This window comes from Variovorax multivorans (assembly GCF_051216835.1).
Taxonomy (GTDB): Bacteria; Pseudomonadota; Gammaproteobacteria; order Burkholderiales; family Burkholderiaceae_C; genus Variovorax.
In genome coordinates, this window is record NZ_JBPJZL010000007.1 from 22,288 (window position 1) to 45,585 (window position 23,298).

Here is a 23,298-nt window from a genome sequence, read left to right on the forward strand (position 1 = left end):
TCAGCGGTCGAGTGCCTGCAGCACCTTCTGGATGTCCAGCTTCTCGGTGCGCTGGGCGAGGAACTGGTTGACGTAGGCCAGCAGCGTGGTGTCGGTCACGGCCACGCCGATGCCCAGCGTGTCTTCAAGATCCTTCAGCGTCACGGTGCGCAGCACGAGCGACACGGTGGGGTCGGCCTTGAGCACGCGCTTGACCTCGAACTCGTCGCGGTAGGCGCTCACGATCTCGCCCTTGTGCAGGGCCACCAGCACCTCGTTCCAGGTCGGGAATTCCTGCACCTTGGCGTGCGGGAAGTTGGTGCGCGCGTAGTCCGCGAAAGACGACTTGGCGATCACGCCGATGCTGCCGTTGAAGTTGCGGATGACCTCCGGCAGCGGGCGCCCGTGCGAGAGCTGCGCGAACTTCACGCGGTTCAAGATCAGCGAGTGGTTCAGCGTGAGGTAGGCGTCGCTGAACGCAATGGTCTGCGTGCGCGCCAGCGTGCGCGACAGCTTGCTGATGGCCAGGTCGGCCTGGCCGTTGGCCAGCAGGTCGACCACCGCGTTGAAGGTGCCGGCCTCGCGGTTGAAGCGCAGCTTCACGCCCAGCTCCTTGGCGAGCGACTGCGCAAGGCCAACCTCGAGTCCGGTCCACTGGCCGGCGTCGTCGAAGAAGAAGAACGGCGGCGTGTCGACCTTGAGCATGGCCACCACGAGCTCGCCGCGCGTCACGATGCGCGCGATGTCGGGCGCGAGCAGGCGGCCGTCGGGCACGCGCACGAGGCCGTTGGTGAGCACGGGAGCCGGTGGTGCGACGGGGGCTGCCGGCTCGACCGGAAACGCGGGCGCTGCGGCGGCAGGCGCAGCGAGTGCGGCTGGCACGGCGATCACGCCCTGCGCCACGGGCCGTTCGCCTGCCGCGCCAGCGGGGCCGCCCGCGCAGAGGCCGGCCAGCGCCAGCAATGTCGGAAGGGCGAGGCGACGCAGCGCGCTGTGCATGCCCGTGAGGTGTCGTGTGTTGTTCGACATGCTTTGATCTACTTTGGTCATTGGGTGGAGGCGGCGGGAGCCGGCGCGGCTGCGGGGGCAGGTGCGGGGGAGGGCGACTGCATTGGCGCGGGCGCCGTGACGGCAGGAGCAGCAGCGATGGGCGCGGGCGCCAGCAGCTTGCCGATCTCCACGCCCATCAGGAACAGTAGGACGCACAGCAGCACCAGGCAGGTCACCGTGATGGCGACCATGCGGGAGCTCATCGTGAAAACGTATTGAGACATGGGGTGGGCAGGAGTAGGTGGTGACCAGGTCAGGGGACCATTGAAGTGAACTGCCCCGGCACGACGACCTGGATCACGCCGCCCCAGTTGCATGCGAGCTTCGAGCTGTCCTGCAGGGCGGGCATGCTGCCGACCAGCACCGTGGGCGAGCCGGGTGCCCAGGGCGCGGCCGTCACCGGAATGCAGGGCATCGGCGTGAAGGCACCGAGCGCGGCGGCGGTGGCTGCGGCCACCATCGGGTTCGACATGCTGTTGCAGGTGCCGAAGGGCAGGATGTTGGCGATCGGCTTGTTGTCCATGATGGTGGCGGCCGGCACGCCGCTGGTGACCACCGCGTTCACCGGCAGCACCACGAGGTTGGAAGGCGCGGCGCCGAAGCTGCACTGCAGCGTGGCCCCCATGCAGACGTGCATGCCCATGGCTCAGCCTCCCCTCACGATTTTTTCCAGGCTCTTCATGAAGCCCGGCGATGCGGCCGTCTCCACGACCTCGCGGCCCGTCTGGTCGAAGCGGCGCGGGTTGCCGTGCGGCTTGCCCTGGCGGTAGGCGATTTCTTCCATCAGCTGCCCGTTGGGCCAGAAGCGCCGCAGCGGGCCGTGCAGCACGCTGGCCACGTAGGTGGACGACTGCGCCACGCCGCCGCTTGCCAGGTAGTCGAGCACTTCACCGTTGAGCAGGCCCGCGCGGTACTGCTCGCGCCGCACCATGCGGCCTTCGTTGTAGTAGGTGGCTTCGCCTTCGAGGCGGCCGGCCACGTAGCGCAGCCGTGCCGTGACGTCGCCTGACTCGGCGTATGCCACGGCATCGCCGTGCAGCGTGCCGCGCACGTGCTGGTGCGTCTGCATGAGCTTGCCGCTGGGGTAGTAGCTGCGCGTGGTGCCTTCGGCCACGCCGCCGAAGCGCTGCGTTTCCTGCAGCAGCTGGCCGCGTTCGTCGAACAGGCGCATGGCGCCGTGCGGCACGCCGGCTTGATAAGAAGCCTCCATCGCGGGCTTGCCTGCGGCCGAGAACACCTGCATCGGCCCGTGCGGCACGTCGCCCAGGAACGACGCGCGCACCACCGTCTGGCCTGCACCGTCGAGGGCTTCGCGCACCACGGCTTCAGGCACCGAGGCCAGGTCTTTTGTTGGGAGAGAAGGAAGTGCCATGGCGTTCAATCGTTCAATTGATCTTCACCAGCCCGCCCTTGAGCGTGACCATGCCGCCGCCTTCGACGGCGTTCATGCCCGAGGCCTTGCTGCTGATCGAAGGCGCCTCGTTCGACAGCGAGGCGCCGCCCTTGGCCGACAGCGCCACGCCGGCCTCGGCCTTGAAGTTGATGCCGGCGTTGGCGCCCAGGTCGGTGCCGGCCTTCAGGTCCAGCGTCTGGGCCGACTTGATGAGCAGGGTGCCTGTCACGTCGATCACCAGGTTGCCCGTGACCTTGAGCTCGTAGTTGCCGGTGACCGTCTGCGTGAAGTTGGCCTTGTTGTCGTGCGTTTCGTTGCCCGTGACGTCCAGCGCGCGTGTGCCCTTCACCGAGTGGATTTCGTTGCCCGTGTCGACCTTGACCGTGCGGTTGCCCTTTGTGACGGTGTGGAGCTCGTTGCCGGCCATCACCGTGGTGGTCAGGTCGTTCTCGATTTCCACGCGCATGTCTTTCTGGGCGTGCAGGTAGAACTCTTCGGAGCCCTTCTTGTCCTCGAAGCGCATTTCGTTGCCCGCGTCGCCGGTCTTGGTCGAGCGCGAGCGGATCGTGCTTTGCGACGACATGCCAGGCAGGGTGACCGGCGTGGGGTTCGTGCCGTTGTAGACGCTGCCCGAGACCAGCGGCCGGTCGGGATCGCCATCGACATAGCTCACGACCACCTCCTGCCCGATGCGCGGCAGGAAGAGGGCGCCCCAGCCCTTGCCGGCCCACATCTGCGAGACGCGGATCCAGCACGAACTCTTGTCGTTCTTCTTGCCCAGCTGGTCCCACGGAAACTGCACCTTGATGCGCCCGTGCTCGTCGGTCCAGATTTCTTCGCCGGCCGGGCCCACCACCTGCGCCGTATGGTTGCCGGCCACCACCGGTCGCGGCGTGAGGCGTTGCGGGCGAAAGGGCAGCTCGGGAGGCAGGGTCTCGAAACTGTTGCTGTAGTGCTCGCGCTCGGCGTGGTGCCGCACGCTGTGCACCACGTGCTTCACGTTGAGATCCTCGCGAGCATGCTCTTCCAGCGTGAAGGTGGTGCCCGGCGTCAGGTAGTGGCAATGGCTGTCGCCGCGGCCCGACTGGCTGCCGGTCTGGTGCATTTCCAGGCGGATGCGCGCGCGCGCCGCGCCGGCCGCCGCAGGCACGCGCGAGGGATATTCGTAGTCGAGGCCGCGCCCGATCTTTCCATCGTGCTGCTGCCGCAGATCGGTGTCGGGCGTGAGGAAGTCGTAGTCGTCCACTGCCTGGTCCTTGGTCACCAGCCGGGCGTCCGACTCGAAGCGGGTAACGGCATGGGTGTGGGCGTAGCCCTCCTCGCTGCTGCGCATGACGAGCTTTTCCGCGTGGGGGCAGGGCATGCACGCCGAGTTGCTGTCGGCCAGCACCAGCGTGTGCGCGCCGTCCGCGAAGGTGAAGAAGTAGAAGATGCCTTCCTCTTCCATCAGGCGCGAGACGAAGTCGAAGGCCGTCTCGTCGTAGCGCACGCAGTATTCGCGAGGTGCGTAGGTGCCCTGCAGCTGCGTGCTGAAGGCCACGCCGAATTCGCCGAGCACCTTCTGCAGGATGTCGGGCGTGCTCATGCTCTGGTAGATGACGCGGTCGCGGCCCAGCGTGAGCAGCCACATGCGCGGCACCAGTTCGAGCGAATACGTCGCGAAGTCCCGGTTGCTGCCCAGGTAGGTGAAGCGAGAGACGATGCCGTTGAAGAAGCGGGTTTCCTTCTCGGGCCGTTGCAGCGCAACCGTGGCGGAGGTGCCGATCAGGTCGGCGGCCTTCAGCTCGCTCGAAGGGGAGCGCATGGTGAGCGAGCACGCGAACAGCTGCGACAACCCCTCGGCGGCCTGGAAGGCGTCGAGCAGCAGTTCGTCCGGCCCGAGCACGGTCTTCACCGTCAGGAAGGCGGCGTGCTGGGTGAAGCCTTCGCGCATGTTCATCTATCAGCTCAGCGTTGCCGGTTCGAAGCTGAAGGCGAACGCGCCGTCGCCGTCCATGCCCATGTGCACCGCGGTGAACGCGGCGGCCATCGAGATGCGCTCCAGCACCTGGCGCGAAAGCTCGGGCAGCACCGCATGGGCCAGGATGTGGTCGATGTTGCGCGCGCCGCTGTCCACCTCGGTGCAGCGCGCGGTAATGGCGTCTTCCACCTGCACGTCCCAGGTGAAGGCGGCGTGGTGGTTCAGCGCGAAGCGCCGCGCCAGCTTGCCTAGCTTGAGGTTCACGATCGAGCGGATCTGCTCATCGCCCAGGTGGTGATAAGGCACCAGTGCCAGCCGGCCCAGGAAGGCGGGGCTGAACTGCTTGAGCAACTCGGGGCGCAGCCGCTCCACAAGCTCTTCGGGGTCGGGCCTGCGGCCGCCTTGCGAGGCCTGCGTGATCACGTCCTGTGCGGCGTTGGAGGTGAGCAGGATCAGCGTGTTCTTGAAGTCGATCTGCGCGCCTTCGCCGTCTTCCATCGTGCCCTTGTCGAACACCTGGAAGAACAGCTCCAGCACGTCGGGGTGGGCCTTCTCCATTTCGTCGAGCAGCACCACGCTGTAGGGGCGGCGGCGCACGGCCTCGGTCAGCACGCCGCCGCGCCCGTAGCCCACGTAGCCGGGCGGCGCGCCCTTGAGGCTGGAGACGGTGTGCGCCTCCTGGAACTCCGACATGTTCACGGTGATGACGTTGCGCTCGCCGCCATACAGCAGGTCGGCCAGCGCGAAGGCCGTCTCGGTCTTGCCCACGCCGCTGGGGCCCACCAGCATGAACACGCCCACGGGCTTGCCGGGGTCGTCGAGGTCGGCGCGGAAAGTGCGCACGCGCCGCGCGATGGCGTCGAGCGCGTCGTCTTGTCCGACCACGCGCTCGGCGAGCTTTTCCTTCAGGTTGAGCACCGTGTGCAGCTCGTCGGTCATCATCTTGCCGACCGGAATGCCGGTCCAGCCGGAGATGACTTCGGCCACCATCACGCCGTCGACGCACACGGGCACCATGGGCTCGTCGCTCTGCAGCGCCTCCAGGCCCTTCTCGAGGCGGCGCAGCGCGGCGGTGAGCAGCGCGGGGTCGTTCTCCTCGTCGGGCGGTGGTGCGTTGTCGCGCAGGCTGTCAGAAATCTTGCGGCGAAGCGCGACGATTTCCATCACCGCGTGCTTCTCTTCGTCGACCTTGTCGGACAGGCGCTTGTGCTTCTGGCGCAGCAGGTCGAGCCGCGCGGTGAGCGCGGCAATGGCGTCCTGGTGGTCGCCGCCGGTGGCGGCCTCGTGGCGCAGCACGCGCAGTTCGCTCTCGCCCGTGGAGATGTCGCGCGCGGCCGATTCGAGCTCGGCCGGCAGCCCGTTCTGCCCGATGGCCACGCGCGCGCAGGCAGTGTCGAGCACGCTGATGGCCTTGTCGGGCAGCTGGCGCCCGGTGATGTAGCGGTGCGAGAGCTTGACGGCCTCGCGCACGGCGTCGTCGACGATCTCCACGCCGTGGTGCTTCTCCAGCGTTTCGACCATGCCGCGCAGCATGTCGATGGCCACTTCTTCGCTCGGCTCCTCGACCTTCACGACCTGGAAGCGCCGTGCCAGAGCCGGGTCGCGCTCCACGTATTTCTTGTACTCGGCCCAGGTGGTGGCGGCGATGGTGCGCAGCTCGCCGCGCGCGAGCGCAGGCTTGAGCAGGTTGGCCGCGTCGCCCTGGCCCTCGGCGCCGCCCGCGCCGATGAGCTGGTGCGCCTCGTCGATGAACAGGATCACCGGCGTGGGCGAGGCCTTGACCTCGGCGATGACCGACTTGAGCCGGTTCTCGAACTCGCCCTTCACACCGGCGCCCGCCTGCAGCAGCGCGAGGTCGAGCGAGCGCACCGACACCTGGCGCAGCGCGGGCGGCACGTCGCCCTGCACCACGCGTTGCGCGAAGCCTTCGACCACCGCCGTCTTGCCGACGCCGGCCTCGCCGGTGAGGATGGGGTTGTTCTGGCGGCGGCGCAGCAGCACGTCGATGATCTGGCGGATCTCGCCGTCGCGGCCACGGATGGGGTCGATCGCGCCGTCGCGCGCGAGCTGCGTCATGTCGACGGTGTACTGGTCGAGCGAGGGCGTGGCCGAGTTGTTGCGGCGCGCGGTGGGCATCTGCAGCGGAGGCGCACCGGCGTCTGGCGCCGATGGCGCAGCCGACTGATTCGCGGCAGGTGCCGAGGCTATCGGCGCGGCGGACAGTGCCGAAGCGGCCGCATCTTCAGGAGACGATTGCAGCAGGCCGGCGAGTTCGTCGCGCAGCGTGCCGCGCGGAATCTGCAGCAGCGCGGGCGCGGCGTCGACCAGGCGGCCGCGCAGGCGGTCTACATCGAGCAGCGCCAGCATCAGCGTGCCCGAGCGGATGTGCTGCTGGCCCAGCAGCATCGAGCTCATGAGCCAGGCCTCCTGGAACAGCGGCGCGAAGTCGGGCGTGAGGCTCGGCGTGCGGCCGTTGCCGCGCTTGAAGGTGTCGAGCGACTTCTGCAGTTGTGCCTGCACGGTGTCGGGGCGCAGGCCGAAGCGGCCGAACACCAGCCGCAGGTCGGGCGCGTCGTTGTCCACCAGCTTCAGCAGCAGGTGTTCGAGGTCGACGTTGTAGTGAGTCTGCTGCACGCACAGCTCGGCGGCCTGTTCCATGGCGCGCTTGCATTCCGGGTTGAGCCGGCCGAGCAGGGTGCGGATGTCGATGTCCATGAGTAGTGTTCGGGTCAGGCGCCGGGCGCGTCGCCGCCGTCGCTGGTCAGGGTGTGATGAACGGGCGGCAGTGCGCCGCGAAAGGTCGGGCCCGCGACCCACGAGGTCCAGCCCAGTCGCATCGGGTTCGCGGCGCCGAGCACGCTGCTGCGCAACTCGGTGGGAGCGAGGCTCAGCTCCATCTCGACCTTCAGGTCTTGCGGGATGAAGCGGCGCACCAGCCATTTGGCGAGCGCATGGTCGGCACCGCGTGGCAGCAGGGCGCGCAGGCGCTGCTGGCTCAGGTTGCTGAAGGTGAGGCGGATGCCGGCGCCCTGGTCCCACACGCGCTTGCCAAGCACGGCGCCGCCGCCCAGCGGCGTGCGCATGTCCAGCCGCGCCGAGGCATCGGGTTCCAGCGCGAGCCAGCGGCCACGGAACTGCGTGCCGTGCACCTGCACGCCGAGTCGGTCACGCAGCAGGGCCAGCAGCGCGGTCATGCCGCGCGGCGCGCCGCCCAGCAGGCCGGCATGGCGCAGCCACAGGGCAGAGCCGTCGGGTGCGCGCACGCCGGCGCGCAGGCCCAGTGCGCTGGCCGCATCGAGCGTGGACGCCAGCGTGGAGCTCGAAGGCGACTGCGGGTTGAGCGCCACGTGGTGCTTGCGGCGGCTGCGGTACAGGAAGGCCAGGAAGCGGTGATTGAAGATGTCGAGGAAGTCCCCCGTTGCGTGGTCGCGCTGCTGCCGGCGCTCCAGCAGCATCTCGGTGAAGGGCATCGGCAGCGGGCCGCCGCTGCCGCCCAGCGAAAGGGCGGGCGTGGTGAGCTCGAAGGGCTCGCCGGTCGATGCATCGGTGCCGACTTCGCGCACGTCGCTGGCTTCGAACGCCAGCGTGACGAAGGCATGCAGCCGCACGGCCTCGCGTTCGCGCGGGCCTTGCGAGCGGCCCACGGGCACCGCCTCGGGCGCGGCGCGCTCGAGCAGGCTGATGGCCTGGAACAGGTTGAAGTCCTGCGGGCGGACGGTGAGTTGTTCGATCACAGAACCACCTGCCGGCCCGTCATCGGAGCCCACTGTTTTCTGACCTCTTCGCCGTTGCGCACCACGAGGCGAACGAAGGAATTCACCGAGGTGTACATCGCGAAGAAGCGCGCGAGCACGGCCGACATCATGAGAGGGGAGCCGCCGACGAAGGCGTCGTCCTCGAATTCGAGCGTGACCTGCGTGCCGCGGCAGTAGCCGCGCCAGGCTTCGGTGCCCACGTGGGCGGTGACGCCGCGCGCAGAGAGCCCGGCAATGCCGCGGATCTGCGCATGGTCGCGCCGGCTGTCGGAGGCGAACAGAAGCAGCATCTCGCGCAACTGCTCGCGGCCGGTGGAGCCGTCAACCAGCGACTGGTGGTTGAGCGTGAGCAGCGACACCAGCCGCCACAGCGTTTCGCTGCCCAGCGGCGGATCGCGCTGCGCGGTGGGTTCGTACAGGCAGCGCACGTGCGTGGGCTGCGACGGGCCTTCGGCCACCAGGCGCGCACCCACGGGCACCTGCTCGGCCAGCCGCCGGTTGGTGCACAGCAGGTGCGCATACACCACCGGTTGCGCGGGCCGGCTGTGCGTCTTGCCCTGGTCGACGAAGGACAGGAAGACGTCGGTGCCGGGAATGTTCTGGCGCAGGCAGGGCTCGCGCCGCGCGGCCCAGAACACCGCGCCGCCTTGCGCGCCCTGTGCACCGTCCACGTGGCCCAGCGCGGCGAAGCCCGGCACGTCGACGGGCTTGTCGGCGTCCGGGTCGGAGGCGATCACCGAGACGATGGAATGCACCTCGGTGGTCGCGTCGCGCTGGCGGTCGGGCACCAGCATGTATTCGTAGTGGCGCTGGTCCATCACCAGCGGCTCGCTCACGCGCGGGAACAGGTTGACGATGGGCGTGCAGCCGAGCTGGAAGTTGTCGGCGTCGATGTGCCGCAGCACCCTGGTGGTGCGGTCGAGCTGGAACACCAGCTCGCAGCTGCGTCCGCGGCCCAGCCGCGAGCGCAGGTGATGCAGGTCGAAGAAATGAAACTTGCGCGGAAACGCGAAGTACTCCTGCAGCAGGCCGTAGGCGGGCTGTGCGTTGGCGGGTTGCGGCAGAACTTCTTCGCCTTCGGCAAAGCCGACTTCGCGCCACGCGTCGGCCGGCAGCATCTGCAGCGCGCCGCCTTCGGGGGTGACGCCTACCGACTTCACGCCCGACACCAGCGCGTCGTACAGCGGCATCGTGGTCATCCAGTCGCCTTGCAGGTGGAGGCGCAGGCTGTCGATCTCCAGCTCGGAGAAGTCGGCCTCGGTATTGCATTCGAGCCTGAGTCGCAGCACGGCGTCGGCGTCGATGGCGGCGTGCGCGATGCGCAGCGGCCACAGCACGGTGTCCCATGCGGTGCGGAAGCGGCATTCCTGCGACTGCGTGGCCTGCGTCCTCGCATGCAGCATGGTGTGCCGTGCCACGCGAAAGCCCGACGTGACCTTGCCCTGCGCCGGATCGAGCCCGAACTGCGCCACCGACATCGAGGGCAGCGGCTGTACCAGCGACGGGCAGAGGTTGTCGAGCAGCGCGTAGGCGACGTCGGGAAATTCCTGGTCGAGGTCGCGATGCACGCGCGCCGACAGGAAGGCCACCGACTCGATCAGCCGTTCGGTGTGCGGGTCCAGCGATTCGCCGCCGTGCAGCGAGAGGCGCGAGGCGACCTTGGGATAGCGCTGGGCGAAGTCCGACCCCTGTCCTCGCAGATAGGACAGTTCGCGCTTGTAGTACTGCAGCAGGTCGCTGTGCTGGATGTCGGACACGTCAGGCGATCTTCATCAGGCTGTCGGGCGTGCCGAGCAGCATTTCGAAATCCACGTGGCGCAGCGCGAGCCCGGCCCGCGCCTGTGCGCCGATGCGCACCAGTGCAACTTCATGCCGGTTGGGCGTGGCGCTCACTTGCACGCTCACGTCCGTCAGGCGCGGCTCGTAGCGCTGCACCGCCTGGCGCAGCGTGGCAGCCAGCTGCTGCAAGTCGGCGGCGTTCTGCGCGCTGAGCGCGGAGAAATCCGGAATGCCGTACTCCAGCACCGTGCCGCTGCCCTGCGCATAGTCGGAGGCCGACAGCGGCGAGCGCGTGTTGAACAGGCGGCGCAGCTCACGACCAATGGAGTCCTGCAAGGACTCCATCGTTTCGAGATGAGCAGCGCCGCGGGCGTGCTCGGACGGCGCCGACGCCAGCCGGTCGAACAGGGGTGCGACGCCCCCTTTGATGAGTTCGGACACGGTAGGCGCCGGGTGTCAGCGTCGAGCCGTCATGCGACCGCGACGTTCTTCGAGAGATCCCAGCCGAACGGTGCGATGCCTTCCTGGCCGCCTTCTTCCTTCTGCTTCGTGTACTCGACCTTGATGGCCGCGTAGTTCAGCGAGACGCTTTCCTGCGGCAGGTCGCCGCCGCTGGACACCGAGAGGCCGCTGAGGATCACGTCGGTCAGGGTCACGACCATCAAGGGCAGCAGGCCGCTCTTGTCTTCGCGCGGAAAGGTGATGATGGTGTCGCCCGCGAACACCTCGCCGCCGGCGAGCTTCTGCAGCAGCTGGGGCGTGGCCGAGTCGCTGGTGCGGGTCACGGTGATTTCGGAGAAGCTGGGCTTGCCCGCGGTGCGTTCCTGGTTGGAGGTGCCCGCCGTCACGGCGAGGCCGGCGCCGAACTGGAAGCTCTGGACTTCCAGTTCGTCCTTGTGACCCTCGATCTGGGTTTGGCCGGTGACACCTGGGATCTTGAGATAGATAGGCATGTGAATGTTCTTTCAGTGAATCTGTTGGTTCGTCTGTCGATGCAGATGAATGAAGGGGCGATCAGGCGGCGGCAGCCGGCAGGTCGGCCACCAGGCGGATCGAGGCCGAGAGTTCCTCGAGCTGGAAGTGCGGCTTCAGGAAGGCGATGGCGCGGTACGAGCCCGGCTTGCCCGGAACTTCGGTCACGTCCACGCGGGCCTGGCTCAGCGGGTACTTGGCCTTCATGGCCTGCGGCGCCGAGGGGCTCACCAGCACGTAGTTGGCAACCCAGTTGTTCAGGTGCTTCTGCATGTCGGCCTGCGTCTGGAAGCTGCCGATCTTGTCGCGCACGATCACCTTCAGGTAATGCGCGAAACGCGAGGCCGCCAGGATGTAGGGCAGGCGAGCCGAGACTGCTGCGTTGGCGTTGGCCGAATCCTTGTCGTACACCTTGGGCTTGTTCACGGTCTGGCCGCCGAAGAAGGCCGCGGTGTTCGAGCCCTTGGAGTTGACGATGGCGATGAAGCCCAGGTCGCTCAGTTCCTTTTCGCGGCGGTCGGTGATGGTCACTTCCGTCGGCGGCTTCAGGGCGATGTCGCCTTCGTCCGTCTTGTAGGCGTGGGCCACCATGCCGTCGACCTTGCCGCCGCCTTCGACGCCGCGGATGGCCGTGGTCCAGCCGTACAGCGAGTGAGCCTGCGTGATGCGAAGGCCCAGTTGGTAGGCCGCGTTGGCCCACAGGTACTTGCCGTGGTCGGTGCCGTCCACGTCTTCTTCGTAGTTGAAGTTCTCGACGGGAATGGTCTTGGCGCCGTAGGGCAGGCGGGCTGCGTAGCTCGGCAGCACCAGCGACACGTAGCGCGAGTCTTCCGATTCGCGGAAGCCGCGCCACGTGGCGAGCTCGGCGCTCTCGAAGGTCTTGGACAGGTCGCGCGGAATGCCGAGTTCGGTGAACGACTTGAAGTCGAACAGGGCGGGCGCGGCGGCTGCAATGAAGGGCGCGTGCGCGGCGGCGGCCACGCGGGAGATGCGCTCCAGCAGGGCGATGTCCTGCGGGTGGCGGCCGAAGTAGTAGTCGCCGATCAGCAGCGAATAGGGGTGGCCGCCGTAGGTGCCGTATTCCTCTTCGTAGATCTTCTTGAAGAGCACGCTGGTGTCGTGGTCGACGGCGGTCTCCAGGTCCTTCAGCAGGTCTTTCTTGCTCACGTTGAGCAGGCGCAGCTTCAGGTTGCTGCCGGTCTCGGTGCCGGTCACCAGGTCGTGCAGGCCGCGCCAGGAGGCTTCGAGGGCCTGGAACTCGGGGGCGTGCAGGATCGCGTTGAGCTGGTCGGTCAGCAGGCGGTCGATTTCGGCGACGCGCTCGTTGATCAGCGTGACCACGCCCTTGTTGGGGCTGGTCTTCATGCCTTCGTCGAGGATCTGCGAAGCCAGCTGACCGATCAGCTTCTTCGCGTAGGCGCCCTGCGAAGGCTCGGTCGTCATGTTGCCTTCGAGGACGATCTTGTCGAGCAGACCGAGGTCACTGGTCGTGACGGTGGTTGCTGCGCTGCCGGCTTCAGCGGCTTTGGATTTGTTGGCCATCTCTATCACCATTCAAAAGTTGCCGGATTGCGCCCGAAGGGCTGCGGCCGGCGTGGTTGATCACGCTGCCGGTGCTTCGGCTTCGGGGGACGATTGGGTTTCCGCAGCCGCTTGCGGTGCTGCGGCTGCTGCCGGTGCGGCTTGCGCGGGTGCGCTGCCGGCTTCGGCCCTGGCCTGGCTCTGGACCGTCTTCAGGTCTTCGGTGTTCAGCAGCACGCGCTCGAGCAGGTCGTCGAGTTCGTCGTTGCCGTCGAGCTTGGCGAGCAGGTCGCGCAGTTGCTGGCGGGCTTCGAGCAGCTTGGCCAGGCGGGGTACCTGGTCAACGATGGCTTCGGGGTGGAAGTCGCTGAATTCCTTGAAGCTCAGTTCGATCTTCAGGTTGCCTTCACCCTTCATGGTGTCGGGCACCGAGAGGTCGAGGCGGGGAGTGATGTTGCCCAGAACTTCATCGAAGTTGTCGCGGTCGATTTCGACGAAGCGGCGCTCCTTGAGCTTCGGCAGCGGCTGTGCGGGCTGGCCCGACAGGTCGGCCAGCAGGCCCACGACCAGCGGCAGCTCCTTCTTTTCGACGGCGTCGCCGATCTCCACGTCATAGGTGATCTGGACGCGCGGCGGACGATTGCGTCCTACCCAGTTTTGCAGGCTATTCGACATTTTTCGCTCTCAGAAAAGGTTGAATTGACAAGAACACACGTTGAAATTTCTCGACGCTCGTCGCCTCGTTGGGGCGGTGCGCGGTCCGTTGCCGTTGCAGTCCCGGCATGCATCAAAGACGGATGGAAGATACAAATCGAGATATTTGCTAACAATCCCCAGAATTGGGGAGGGGTCCCGTTTGCGGTGGACAAAACTCAATGAAAACAAGTACCTGAGCTTTGTAAAGTTACACAAATGAGTGATTTATCACGCAAGTGGGTAGCCGAATGCTAGGCAGACGCGCCGGCTGGCGCATCGGACCAAAGTTCAATGACAGGAAGGCGGGGGCGGTGCTATCGCGCGCGTGCTCCCGCGTGCGCGGGACGGCGCGATGTGTAACTGGAATGGAGAACCCGGGGAACCCGGGTGAGCGCAGCGCGGGGCTGCGTCAATGGCGCGAACGTCGCGGGCTTCGTGCGAAGCCGCGGGGGCGCCTTGCTAGAGCTCGATGAATGCCGAAGTGGCTTTGTTGAGTGCCAGCTTGCCCTTGGCGGTGATCGATTCGACCTGGGCCAACTGGCGGATCGCGCGCGCATCGGGGGCGCGGTCCGAAGGCGGAATGAAGGCGGTCACCAACTCTGCCGCACGCAGCACGCGCAGCCTGTCGATGTCAGCCGGCGTGTGAATAACGTATGGCAATTTCTGCTCGGCGATAACCCGTAGAAATTCCATGGACATGAGCCGTCTCCTTTTGGTTGAGGGCGTTTACGGCATTGTGCGCACAAACAATTAGCGCTGTCTAAACCCTGCGCCGCGCATGCCTTTCCTCGGGTGTACCGAAGTGTTCCTTTCGCGCTGCTGGAGCCACGAAGGCGCCAGTTTGTTTCCGGTAACTCGGCGGCTAGTTGAGCGCTTGCACGGGCCACGCCGTGGTGTCGGGCATCACGATGTGCCATCGCACCGGATCGATGCCCTCGAAGGTCGCGCGATAGCGATCGGAGGTGCGGCCTTCGCCCGTCACGTCGCGGATCACGATGCTGTCGATGCGCTGCGGATGCGAGTGAAACGTTTGCGCGTAGATCTCGGGATCGGCTTCGCCCGAGTCACCCACCAGCACGAAGCGGCGCTGCAGAAATTCGGTGAGCAGCCGGTTGATCACGCCGAGCTTGTGCTCGCGCGAATCCTGCTCGCCGGGAATCAGCGTGCGCCACGTGGTGCTTTCGCGCAGATGCATGCTGCCCGCGGGAAAGTCGGCGTTGCGGATGAAATCCGAGAGCGCCGGGTAGAGCTGGATCGGACTCGCCGAAAGGTAGTGAAAGCGCGTGTCGGGCGTCTTCGCCAGCGCGCGATACCAGGCCGCCATGCGTGGCGCGGCCTCGAAGCGGCGCGCGAAAGTGTTGAGCAGCATCTCGCGCCGGTCGCGCACCTGTGTGCGCTTGATGGTGTCGTCGATGTCCGAGATGACCGACACGCCCTGCGCGGGCACAACCAGCGCATGGCCCCTGAAGCGATGCAGCAGCTCACCCGGGCCGGCCACGCCATGGAACTGCACCCACTCCTGCGGCAATGGCGACGTTGGCAGCAGTGGCGCGCGCGGTGCGTCGATCACGATGCGCAGGTTGCTGCGGCCGTCCTTGCCCGATGGCGGCATCGTCACGCGTGCGGGGCCGCCGTCGAAGTCGACGTCGATCACCTTGTCTTCTTCCGACTCCGCATGGAACAGCGCGGTGCGCTGGTTGAAGCGCAGGCGCGCGGCGGGCGAGAGCTTCTTCAGGCTCAGGCCGAGATAGCGTGCGAGGGCCGTGTTGAGCCCCCAGCGATGCTCGCGCTCGAAGATCCACGCGTGGATATCGACTTCGAGCCGGCCGTCGACGGTGGGGCGCGCTGTGCCGGTCATGAAGAGCGCTTCTTCGTCGGGCTCCAGCGGCTCGGCCGCTTGCACTGCCTGCAGCGGCGCAAGGCCCGCAAGCAGCGCTGCGCCCGCCACCAGCGACCGGCGCCGCAAGTCCGGCACGGGCAGTCGATGGGGAGCGCTGTCGCTCATTTCTTCGTGGGGGCGACGCGCTCGTAGATCACGAAGCTGAAGCCCAGGCCTTCCTTGGCCGAGACATGCGATTCGCGTTGCGTCTCGCGCCACACGGCGGCGTCGAGTTCAGGAGCGTAGGCATCGCCTTCGTAGTCGCGCGCGAGTTCGGTCACTACTGCGCGCTGCGCAAGCGGCTCGGCCTCGGCGTAGATCTGCGCGCCGCCGATGACCCATACGGCGTCGGGCTTCGACGACGACTCGCAAAGCGACAGCGCCTCTTGCAGGCTGCCCGCGCGAAGTGCGCCTTCGGCCCGCCAGTCGGCTTGCCGCGTCACCACGATGTTCTGTCGGCCCGGCAGCGGCCGGAAGCGCGGCGGCAGCGAATCCCAGGTCTTGCGGCCCATGATCACCGGCGCGCCCGCGGTCTGTTGCTTGAAGTGCGCCATGTCCTCCGGGATGTGCCAGGGGATCGTGTTGTTCGCGCCGATCACGCCGTTGGCGGCGCGGGCGAAGATGAGATTGACGTTCATGGCAGGCAAGGTATCGGCTTCAGAGCGAGTCGATTTTTATCATGTTCGCGTTGATGGTACCGGTTGGCTTGTGGAGTTCGCAGCCCGGTACGTCCATGAAGCGCGCCAGCAGGCGCGGGTTGATGGGCTCTGTGTCGAAGTAGACGGAGAGCCGCAGCAGTTCGTTCGGAGGGCAGAGAGCCGCGAGGTACGTCGCATACCGGGCGGAGAGCGCATCCTCGTCGAGGTCGTCCGCTTCCAGCTTCGCATGGTGGACGCGCGCGATCAGCAGGTTGATGTCATAGATTTCGCCGGTCTCGCTGCTCATGCGCGTGCGCGCCACCCAGCAGCCGTCGAGTGCTTTTTCCTCGCGCAGCACCTCGGACAGCAGCTGTGCGGCCCAGGGTTGCAGCGGCGTGAGGGGCACGTCCATCAGGTGGCGCCAGAAGCCCTTGCGCAGCAATCCCTGCTTCTCGGCAGCAAGGTCCCGGCGCTTCGAGAACTCGTGGATCTCGTCTTCGGTGCCGTGCAGATGTACATGCGAAAGGATGGCTTCGTAGCCCGGCACCGCAAGGCGCCTGTCCAGCTTGATGGCAGAACGCACTTGCGCAATGCCTTCGGGCCGCGCGCGATTCAGCAGCGCGAGGCCGAGGCCGTACTGGGCCAGCGCGTCGGCCGCATGCGTCCGGGCGTGGCGTTCGAGTGCCTGCAGCGTGTCGTCGGAGGCCTTGATCTCGTCTTCGGACTGCAGGTGCGCAAGTTCGACGGCATCGTCACCGGCCGCGTCTGCGAGCCGACGTGCCTGCAGCGCACGCAGCCGCAGATGACGCAAGCGCCATGCCGGCGCCTTCTGCTCGCACCATCGCGCATTCGCTGCATTGAGCTGCGTGGGCCAGTCGGCCCCCAGCAGTTGTTGGCCGGCACAGTCTGCGGGTGTCCAGTCGGGCAGATTCAGCGACGCGCCTATGGCTTCGATGCGGGCATCGAGGCTGGGATGAGTGTCGTGCACGCGCCGCGGCAGGCTGCGCGCCTCATCGAGCGCGGCCTGCAGTTTGTCGGGGGCGGTGTCGCGCACGAAGTCCGCAACGAGGTCCCAGAAGGCTGCCGGTGCATGCGGCGATTCGGCCTGCAGCTCGTTGAGTTTCCGGCGCAGGCCGTGGCGCATCAGGCTCCCGGCGATGTCCAGCTTGATGAGAGCCTGCGCGAGGTGGCCGCTACCTGTCGCCCGCACCGCCAATGCATCGGCCTCGAACTCGCAGGCGCGCGAGCGGCTCGCCGACATGCGCATGAAGCGCGGCAGGAAGGCCGAGGCAATCCACCGGCGCAGCCGATCGAGGCCAGAGTCTCGTCTTTCGTCACCGTCAAGGTAGACACGCCACTTGGCGCGGACGTTGTAGACCCAGTGCCCCAGGCGGCCGTGATGGCGTGAGAAATGCCCCAGCTCGTGCGCAATGACCGCAGTCGCCTCGTCTTTCGACAGCAACTTCAGGAGCGGCACGCCGAGCAGGAGTGTGCGCTGGCCACCGACCAACGACAGCAGCCCGCCGGAAAGGTGGGCCGCAGCGTTGAGGTCTTCGCACAGCATGACGCGGTGGATGGGAGGCGCGTCGAGTTTCTGGCGCAGCTCGTCGAGTGCTTCGAACAGCGCGGGTGCTTTCTCGCGCGGCAATTCGATGCCGGAGATGTCGAGGTTCGGCTGGAAGATCCACCAGACCCACACGGTGAGGGCCGAGCCCACTACTGCTGCTGTGGTCGGCCCGAGAAAGACCGCCTGGAGAATGATCATCGGCGCCCATCCCAGCAACGAGGCTGCCAGGAAGGTCAGCTCGGCGGCCACGGTCATTGCGACGAGGCCGGCACGCTCCGCGAATGGACGAGGCGGGACTGTGGCTCCAGCCGCGGTGCTCCCCGGCGTGGCGGGAAGGGCGTCGGGCTTCACACCGCCACGGGTGCCTTGATCGGATCGCCGTGCCGGTAGTCCAGCACTTCGAAGTCTTCGTACTGGTAGTCGAAGATCGACGCTGGCTTGCGCTTGATGTGCAGCGTCGGGTACGGGTACGGTGTGCGGCTCAGCTGCAGCGCGACCTGTTCGGCGTGGTTGCTGTAGATGTGGCAGTCGCCGCCGGTCCAGATGAAGTCGCCCACTTCGAGGTCGCATTGCTGCGCCACCATGTGCGTGAGCAGCGCGTAGCTTGCGATGTTGAAGGGCACGCCCAGGAAGATGTCGGCGCTGCGCTGGTAGAGCTGGCAGCTGAGCTTGCCGCGCTCGCCTTTGGCCTGCGGCGGCGCCACGTAGAACTGGAAGAAGGCGTGGCAAGGCATCAGCGCCATCTTCGACAGTTCGGCCACGTTCCATGCGCTCACGATGATGCGGCGCGAATCGGGGTTGGTCTTGAGGGTCTTGATGACGTCGGAAATCTGGTCGATGTGGCCGCCATCGGGCGTGGGCCAGCTGCGCCATTGCACGCCGTACACGGGGCCCAGGTCGCCGTCTTCGCGCGCCCATTCGTCCCAGATGGTGACGCCGCGCTCCTTGAGCCAGTTGTTGTTGCTCGAGCCGGTCAGGAACCACAGCAGCTCCTGGATGATGGACTTCAGGTGCACCTTCTTCGTGGTGATCAGCGGGAAGCCCTCGTTCAGGTCGAAGCGCATCTGGTGGCCGAACACGCTCTTGGTGCCGGTGCCGGTGCGGTCGCTCTTGAAGACGCCATGAGTGTCGACATGGCGCATGAAATCTTCGTACTGGGAGCGGACGGGGCGGGTGGGCGAGGTCATGTTGGGAATTTTACGGGGCGGCGCTAGCATTGGCCGATGACCGGCCATGACCACTCCCACGGACACAGCGAACTAGGCGAGATGGACCTGCGCGTGCGCGCCCTCGAAAGCGTACTCACCCAGAAGGGCTACATCGACCCCGCCGCGGTCGATGCGCTGATCGACACCTACCAGACCCGCGTCGGCCCGCGCAACGGCGCGCGCGTGGTGGCGCGGGCCTGGGTCGATCCGGCCTTTCGGCAGTGGCTTCTGGCCGATGCCACGGCGGCGATCGCCTCGCTGGGCTACACGGGCCGGCAGGGCGAGCACATGGTGGCGGTCGAGAACACCGACGAGCTGCACCACATGGTGGTCTGCACGCTGTGCAGCTGCTACCCGTGGCCGGTGCTGGGCCTGCCGCCCACCTGGTACAAGAGCGCGCCGTACCGCTCGCGCGTGGTGAAAGACCCGCGCGGCGTGCTCGCCGATTTCGGCGTGACGCTGCCCGAGGCCACGCGCATCCGCGTGTGGGACTCGACCGCCGAGGTGCGCTACCTCGTGATTCCGCAGCGCCCCACCGGCACCGAAGACCTGAGTGAAGATGAACTCGCCGCGTTGGTCTCGCGCGATTCGATGATCGGCACGCGGCTGGTCGAGGTGCCTGCCGAAGAGGGGAGCGCCGCATGAGCTACGTCACGAAGGCCGACCTTGGCGGCCAGCCCGGCTTTGGCAAAGTGGTGCCGGAGCCCGAGGGTGAACTCTTTCATGCGGCCTGGGAGCCGCGCGCCCTGGCGCTCGTGCTGGCCATGGGCGCGACCGGCTCATGGAACATCGATGCGAGCCGCGCCGTGCGCGAGACGCTGCCGGACTATCGCGACCTGAGCTACTACCAGATCTGGCTTAGCGCGCTCGAACAACTGATGCTGCAGCGCGGGCAGCTCTTTCCCGACGAGATCGCGAGCGGAGAGATGCGCCACGCGCCCGCGCCCGTGGCCCGCGTGCTGGAGGTGGGCAATGTGCCTGCCGTTCTTGCCAAGGGCTCGCCGACCGGGCGGCCTGCGTCGGCCCCGGCGCACTTCGCCATGGGCCAGCCGGTGCGCATGCACTTCGGCAAGGTCGACCATCACACGCGGCTGCCGGGCTATGTGCAGGGCAAGCGCGGCACCATCACGCACGTACATGGCGCGCACGTGTTCGCCGACAGTCATGCGCAGGGGCTCGGCGAGCAGCCGCAGTGGCTCTACACGGTGGAGTTCGACGAAGCCGAGCTTTGGGGCGACGAAGCGCCGCGCCAGAACCTGTCGGTGTCGGTCGATGCGTGGGAAAGCTATCTGGAGGCCACGGCGTGAGCGACATGCCCCTGTCGCCCGGCATGCCGCGCGATGCCGATGGGCCCGTGTTCAATGCACCGTGGGAGGCGCAGGCCTTCGCGATGACGCTCGCTCTGCATGAACGCGGCCTCTTCACCTGGCCGGAATGGGCCGAGGTGCTGGCCGGGCAGATTGCCGCTGCACAGGCCGCGGGCGACCCCGACACCGGCGAGACCTACTACCGCCACTGGCTCGCCGCGCTCGAAGGCATCGTGGCCCGCAAGGGCGCCAGCTCCGACGACGAACTGGCCCGCTACCGCCACGCCTGGGACCACGCAGCAGACCGCACGCCGCATGGCCAGCCGATCGAGCTGCGCGGCGAGGACTTCCCCGGCTAGAGGTGCGTGCCGGTGCGGTGTGCCGCGGCCCGCATCCTGCTTGACCCGTTCTCGAAGCGGGTGATAGCCTGCCGCCGCTTCCCCCGTCCCTCCACAGAAAGCACAGAACGCACAACATGACGATTCATTCGCGCCATCTCTTCCAGATTTCTTCGACCCCCACATCCACCCGCCGCTGGGCGCGCACCGCCTGCCACGGCGCCGTACTCGCCTGCGCCATGCTGCTGGCTGGTAACGCCATGGCCCAGAAGCCGCACCAGGGCGTGCTCGACGCGGCCACGCAAAGCAAGGACGAGGCGGTCAAGATGCTGGAGCGCATGGTCAACATCGACTCAGGCTCGGCCGACACCGCTGGCCTGGAAAAGGTCCGCGAGATCGCGGTGGAAGAACTGCGCAAGCTCGGTGCGCGCATCGAGACCTTTCCGGCCGATCCGCACCCCGGCACCAACGTGGTCGCGACGCTGACCGGCCAGGGCAAGAAGAAGATCCTGATCCTCGCGCACATGGACACCGTCTTCAAGGAAGGCACGGCCGCAGCCAAGCCCTTCTACATCAAGGACGGCCGCGCCTACGGCCCCGGCGTGATGGACGACAAGGGCGGCGTGGTGGCCGGCCTGTATGCGTTGAAGATCCTGCAGCAGATCGGCTTCAAGGACTATGGGCAGATCACCTTCCTGCTCGACACCAACGAAGAGGTTGGCTCCGTCGGCACCAGCGCGCTCATCGAGCGCATTGCCAAGCAGCACGACGTGGCGCTGAACCTGGAGCCAGGCCGCCCGGCCGACGGCCTCGTGGTCGAGCGCAAGGGCTCGGCCACCGCGCTCATCGAGGTGAAGGGCGTGGCGGCTCACGCGGGCGTGGCGCCCGAGGCGGGCCGCAACGCGGCGATGGAGGTGGCGCACCAGGTGCTGCAGCTGTCGAAGACGGCGGATGCGGCGAAGAAGACCACGGTCAACTTCACGGTGCTGACGGCCAACGGCCCGACCAACGTGATTCCCGCGACGGCCAGCGCCAAGGGCGATGTGCGCGTGGCCACGCCGGAAGAGTTCGATCGTGTCGAGAAAGACCTGATCCGCATCTCGCAGAACAAGCTCATTCCGGAGACCGAAGTGCGCGTGCGCCTGATCCGCGGCCTGCCGCCGATGCCGCGTTTGCCCGCGTCGGACAAGCTGGTGCGCATGGCCGAAGGCATCTACGGCGAGATCGGCAAGAAGCTCACCATCGAGAGCAGCGGCGGCGCGGCCGACGCGAGCCTGGTGGCGGGCGTCGGCGTGCCGGTGCTCGACGGCTTCGGCATTGTGGGTGGCGGCATCCACACGCCGGAGGAATACGCGGAAGTCGAGAGCGTGGTGCCGCGGCTTTACCTGCTCTCGCGCATGCTGATGGACCTATCCGCGAACTGATCGCGAATTGATCGCGAACTGACCGGATCAGCCGCGCTTCGGAATGCCCAGCCCCGCCACCACGGCGGGGCGCGCCACGAATGCTTCGAGCGCACGCGCCACGTTCTTGAAATCCTTGAAGCCAACGAGGTCCGCTGCCTCGTAGAAGCCGATCAGGTTGCGGATCCACGGGAAGGTGGCGATGTCGGCGATCGTGTAGCTGTCGCCCATGATCCATGCGCGGTCTGCCAGGTGCTTGTCGAGCACGCCTAGCAGGCGCTTCGACTCGCCCACGTAGCGGTCGCGCGGGCGCTTGTCTTCGTAGTCCTTGCCAGCGAACTTGTTGAAGAAGCCGAGCTGGCCGAACATCGGGCCGATGCCGCCCATCTGGAACATCACCCACTGCAGGGTTTCGTAGCGGCCGGCGGCGTCCTGCGGAATGAACTTGCCGGTCTTCTCGGCGAGGTACATGAGGATGGCGCCAGATTCGAACAGCGCCAGCGGTTTGTCGCCCGGGCCGTTGGGGTCGATGATGGCCGGGATCTTGTTGTTCGGGTTGAGCGACAAGAACTCCGGCGACATCTGGTCGCTGGTCTCGAAGCTCACGAGGTGCGGCTCGTAGGGCAGGCCGGTTTCCTCCAGCATGATCGACACCTTCACGCCATTGGGCGTGGGCAGCGAGTACAGCTGCAGCCGGTCAGGGTGCTGCGCGGGCCATTTCTTCGTGATGGGAAAGCTCGAGAGATCGGTCATGGAGGGAGTCCTTGAGAGGGAGGAAACTGCAAGCGCCGGATTCTGCCCGGGTCGGGCAGATGGCGTGCGCGTGCGGCTTTGCCCTCTCTGGCTTGCCCTCAGATCCCCAGCCAGCTCATCAGCGAAGCCTCGACATCGGCCGAAGGCGCAACGAAGCCGACGTAGCTGGATGCCGCGAGCGCGCGCTTGCCCGCATCGGTCTGCGCCAGGCTCAGCAAGGCTTCGCGTGCTGCAGCCACCGTGGCCGCGTCGAGCTTGCGTGACGCGAGCCATTGCTTGATTGGCACCGCGCGCGATTCCGCGCAAACCTTGCCGCCGCCGTCTTTCCAGGTCTTGACCACGCTGGAGGCCGCCGTCGCGCCATAAGCCGCAAAGCCGTTCTGCACGTAGAAAGGCACGGCCTCCTGGAAGCGCGTGTTGGTGACCTTGACCGCCGTCGGACCCTGCAGGCCCTGTTCGCGCAGCATCGCGCGCGTGATCACTGCGGTGATCGAGTCGGCATCGGGCATGACCAGCTGCTTGCCCGCCACGCTTTTCCAGTCGGAAATGGGCTGCTGCTCCTTGCACAGGAACGACACCTTGTAGTCGGTGTAGCCGGTGGTCCAGGCGAAGGCGCTGTACTGCCCGCCCTTGATGGCGGCGAGCGCCACGTGCGACGGGTGCACGAAGGCGAAGTCGACCTGCTGCTGCTTCAGCGCGTCGCGCGCGCCGTTGTACGAGTTGAGCACCTTGACCGTCACCGGCTGCTTGAGCGCCTTGGACAGCACTTCGGCAATGGGCTCGAAGCGGGCGCTGACCTGCGCGTCGGACACGTTGTAACTCACGCCCTCGCTGACACCGATCACAAAGGCGTGCGCCGAGGCGCCGACTGCCAGAAGCAGCCCCGCTGTACCGCGAGCGACGGTGCGAAGCGAAGGACGAAGAGTGCGGTGATTCATGGAGGCCTTCTTCCGGTTGATGGGTAATGTTGTAACTAAATTATTACATTCATTGGGGCGGAGGAACAGAGCCCTGACCGCAGGGTTAGCCCTGATGAAACAACACTTCGGCGAACCGGCGGCATGCACATCTCGTTCGGAGATACGCGGATCTTCAATCCA

Annotated in this window: 23 protein-coding genes; 4 read left to right on the forward strand and 19 right to left on the reverse strand. The window is 66.8% G+C overall.

Annotated elements, in window-relative coordinates; translation table 11 throughout:
* The 17 genes from ACSFCA_RS19025 to ACSFCA_RS19105 all read right to left on the reverse strand — a co-directional run bounded on the left by ACSFCA_RS19025 (position 1) and on the right by ACSFCA_RS19105 (position 18,376).
* The gene (locus ACSFCA_RS19025; RefSeq protein WP_435460900.1) at positions 1-1,029 is read right to left on the reverse strand and encodes an ABC transporter substrate-binding protein; all 1,029 of its coding nucleotides are present in this window, start codon (positions 1,027-1,029) and stop codon (positions 1-3) included.
* A complete protein-coding gene (locus ACSFCA_RS19030) occupies positions 1,026-1,253 on the reverse strand; it encodes a hypothetical protein (RefSeq protein WP_258350462.1) in 228 nt (75 codons plus the stop codon). Before ACSFCA_RS19030 ends, ACSFCA_RS19025 begins: the two co-directional genes overlap by 4 nt.
* A gap of 29 nt (positions 1,254-1,282) precedes the next feature.
* Positions 1,283-1,672 (reverse strand): DUF4280 domain-containing protein, encoded by a 390-nt coding sequence (locus ACSFCA_RS19035; protein ID WP_093078883.1) that lies wholly within the window; start codon positions 1,670-1,672, stop codon positions 1,283-1,285.
* 3 nt (positions 1,673-1,675) lie between these two features.
* The gene (locus ACSFCA_RS19040; RefSeq protein WP_435460899.1) at positions 1,676-2,401 is read right to left on the reverse strand and encodes a toxin-antitoxin system YwqK family antitoxin; all 726 of its coding nucleotides are present in this window, start codon (positions 2,399-2,401) and stop codon (positions 1,676-1,678) included.
* A gap of 13 nt (positions 2,402-2,414) precedes the next feature.
* Positions 2,415-4,361: a type VI secretion system Vgr family protein gene (locus tag ACSFCA_RS19045; RefSeq protein WP_435460898.1), complete on the reverse strand. Its 1,947-nt coding sequence runs from the start codon at positions 4,359-4,361 to the stop codon at positions 2,415-2,417.
* 3 nt (positions 4,362-4,364) lie between these two features.
* Positions 4,365-7,097, reverse strand: coding sequence for a type VI secretion system ATPase TssH (gene tssH / locus ACSFCA_RS19050; protein ID WP_435460897.1), 2,733 nt, complete (start codon positions 7,095-7,097; stop codon positions 4,365-4,367).
* Positions 7,098-7,111: 14 nt separating this feature from the next.
* Entirely contained in the window at positions 7,112-8,116 is a 1,005-nt protein-coding gene (gene tssG, locus ACSFCA_RS19055) for a type VI secretion system baseplate subunit TssG (protein WP_435460896.1), read from the reverse strand.
* A complete protein-coding gene (tssF, locus tag ACSFCA_RS19060) occupies positions 8,113-9,885 on the reverse strand; it encodes a type VI secretion system baseplate subunit TssF (protein ID WP_435460917.1) in 1,773 nt (590 codons plus the stop codon). The genes tssG and tssF overlap by 4 nt, the downstream gene beginning before the upstream one ends.
* A gap of 10 nt (positions 9,886-9,895) precedes the next feature.
* Positions 9,896-10,357 carry a type VI secretion system baseplate subunit TssE gene (gene tssE, locus ACSFCA_RS19065; protein WP_258350457.1) on the reverse strand — a complete coding sequence of 154 codons (462 nt, stop codon included), beginning with the start codon at positions 10,355-10,357 and terminating at the stop codon, positions 9,896-9,898.
* Between the two features lie 29 nt (positions 10,358-10,386).
* Positions 10,387-10,869 carry an Hcp family type VI secretion system effector gene (locus tag ACSFCA_RS19070; RefSeq protein WP_093058217.1) on the reverse strand — a complete coding sequence of 161 codons (483 nt, stop codon included), beginning with the start codon at positions 10,867-10,869 and terminating at the stop codon, positions 10,387-10,389.
* Positions 10,870-10,930: 61 nt separating this feature from the next.
* Positions 10,931-12,430, reverse strand: a complete 1,500-nt coding sequence (gene tssC, locus ACSFCA_RS19075) for a type VI secretion system contractile sheath large subunit (RefSeq protein ID WP_435460895.1) — start codon at positions 12,428-12,430, stop codon at positions 10,931-10,933.
* A gap of 60 nt (positions 12,431-12,490) precedes the next feature.
* Positions 12,491-13,084 (reverse strand): type VI secretion system contractile sheath small subunit, encoded by a 594-nt coding sequence (gene tssB, locus ACSFCA_RS19080; RefSeq protein WP_435460894.1) that lies wholly within the window; start codon positions 13,082-13,084, stop codon positions 12,491-12,493.
* 480 nt (positions 13,085-13,564) lie between these two features.
* Positions 13,565-13,804 carry a hypothetical protein gene (locus tag ACSFCA_RS19085; RefSeq protein WP_007829428.1) on the reverse strand — a complete coding sequence of 80 codons (240 nt, stop codon included), beginning with the start codon at positions 13,802-13,804 and terminating at the stop codon, positions 13,565-13,567.
* Between the two features lie 163 nt (positions 13,805-13,967).
* The gene (locus ACSFCA_RS19090) at positions 13,968-15,110 is read right to left on the reverse strand and encodes a phosphatidate phosphatase App1 family protein (protein WP_435460893.1); all 1,143 of its coding nucleotides are present in this window, start codon (positions 15,108-15,110) and stop codon (positions 13,968-13,970) included.
* A complete protein-coding gene (locus ACSFCA_RS19095; protein WP_258350451.1) occupies positions 15,107-15,622 on the reverse strand; it encodes a dihydrofolate reductase in 516 nt (171 codons plus the stop codon). The genes ACSFCA_RS19090 and ACSFCA_RS19095 overlap by 4 nt, the downstream gene beginning before the upstream one ends.
* 19 nt (positions 15,623-15,641) lie before the next feature.
* Positions 15,642-17,444 carry a M48 family metallopeptidase gene (locus ACSFCA_RS19100; protein WP_435460892.1) on the reverse strand — a complete coding sequence of 601 codons (1,803 nt, stop codon included), beginning with the start codon at positions 17,442-17,444 and terminating at the stop codon, positions 15,642-15,644.
* 92 nt (positions 17,445-17,536) lie between these two features.
* Positions 17,537-18,376, reverse strand: coding sequence for a thymidylate synthase (locus ACSFCA_RS19105; RefSeq protein ID WP_435460891.1), 840 nt, complete (start codon positions 18,374-18,376; stop codon positions 17,537-17,539).
* Between the two features lie 36 nt (positions 18,377-18,412).
* Here ACSFCA_RS19105 and nthA point away from each other — a divergent pair, with 36 nt between their 5' ends.
* The 4 genes from nthA (at position 18,413) to ACSFCA_RS19125 (ending at position 21,466) form a co-directional block, all read left to right on the forward strand.
* Positions 18,413-19,042 (forward strand): nitrile hydratase subunit alpha, encoded by a 630-nt coding sequence (gene nthA, locus ACSFCA_RS19110; protein WP_435460890.1) that lies wholly within the window; start codon positions 18,413-18,415, stop codon positions 19,040-19,042.
* Positions 19,039-19,704, forward strand: a complete 666-nt coding sequence (gene nthB, locus ACSFCA_RS19115; protein ID WP_435460889.1) for a nitrile hydratase subunit beta — start codon at positions 19,039-19,041, stop codon at positions 19,702-19,704. Before nthA ends, nthB begins: the two co-directional genes overlap by 4 nt.
* A 5-nt stretch (positions 19,705-19,709) precedes the next feature.
* On the forward strand, positions 19,710-20,063 hold the full coding sequence (locus ACSFCA_RS19120) for a nitrile hydratase accessory protein (protein ID WP_435460916.1): 354 nt from the start codon (positions 19,710-19,712) through the stop codon (positions 20,061-20,063).
* Between the two features lie 116 nt (positions 20,064-20,179).
* Positions 20,180-21,466 carry a M20/M25/M40 family metallo-hydrolase gene (locus tag ACSFCA_RS19125; RefSeq protein WP_435460888.1) on the forward strand — a complete coding sequence of 429 codons (1,287 nt, stop codon included), beginning with the start codon at positions 20,180-20,182 and terminating at the stop codon, positions 21,464-21,466.
* A 27-nt stretch (positions 21,467-21,493) separates the two neighbouring features.
* Here the strand turns inward: ACSFCA_RS19125 and ACSFCA_RS19130 are convergent, their stop codons facing one another.
* Together ACSFCA_RS19130 and ACSFCA_RS19135 are read right to left on the reverse strand one after the other, a co-directional pair.
* Complete coding sequence (locus ACSFCA_RS19130) at positions 21,494-22,198, reverse strand: glutathione S-transferase N-terminal domain-containing protein (protein ID WP_435460887.1); 705 nt, start codon at positions 22,196-22,198, stop codon at positions 21,494-21,496.
* A 98-nt stretch (positions 22,199-22,296) separates the two neighbouring features.
* A complete protein-coding gene (locus tag ACSFCA_RS19135; RefSeq protein ID WP_435460886.1) occupies positions 22,297-23,136 on the reverse strand; it encodes a phosphate/phosphite/phosphonate ABC transporter substrate-binding protein in 840 nt (279 codons plus the stop codon).
* Positions 23,137-23,298 lie beyond the last annotated feature (162 nt).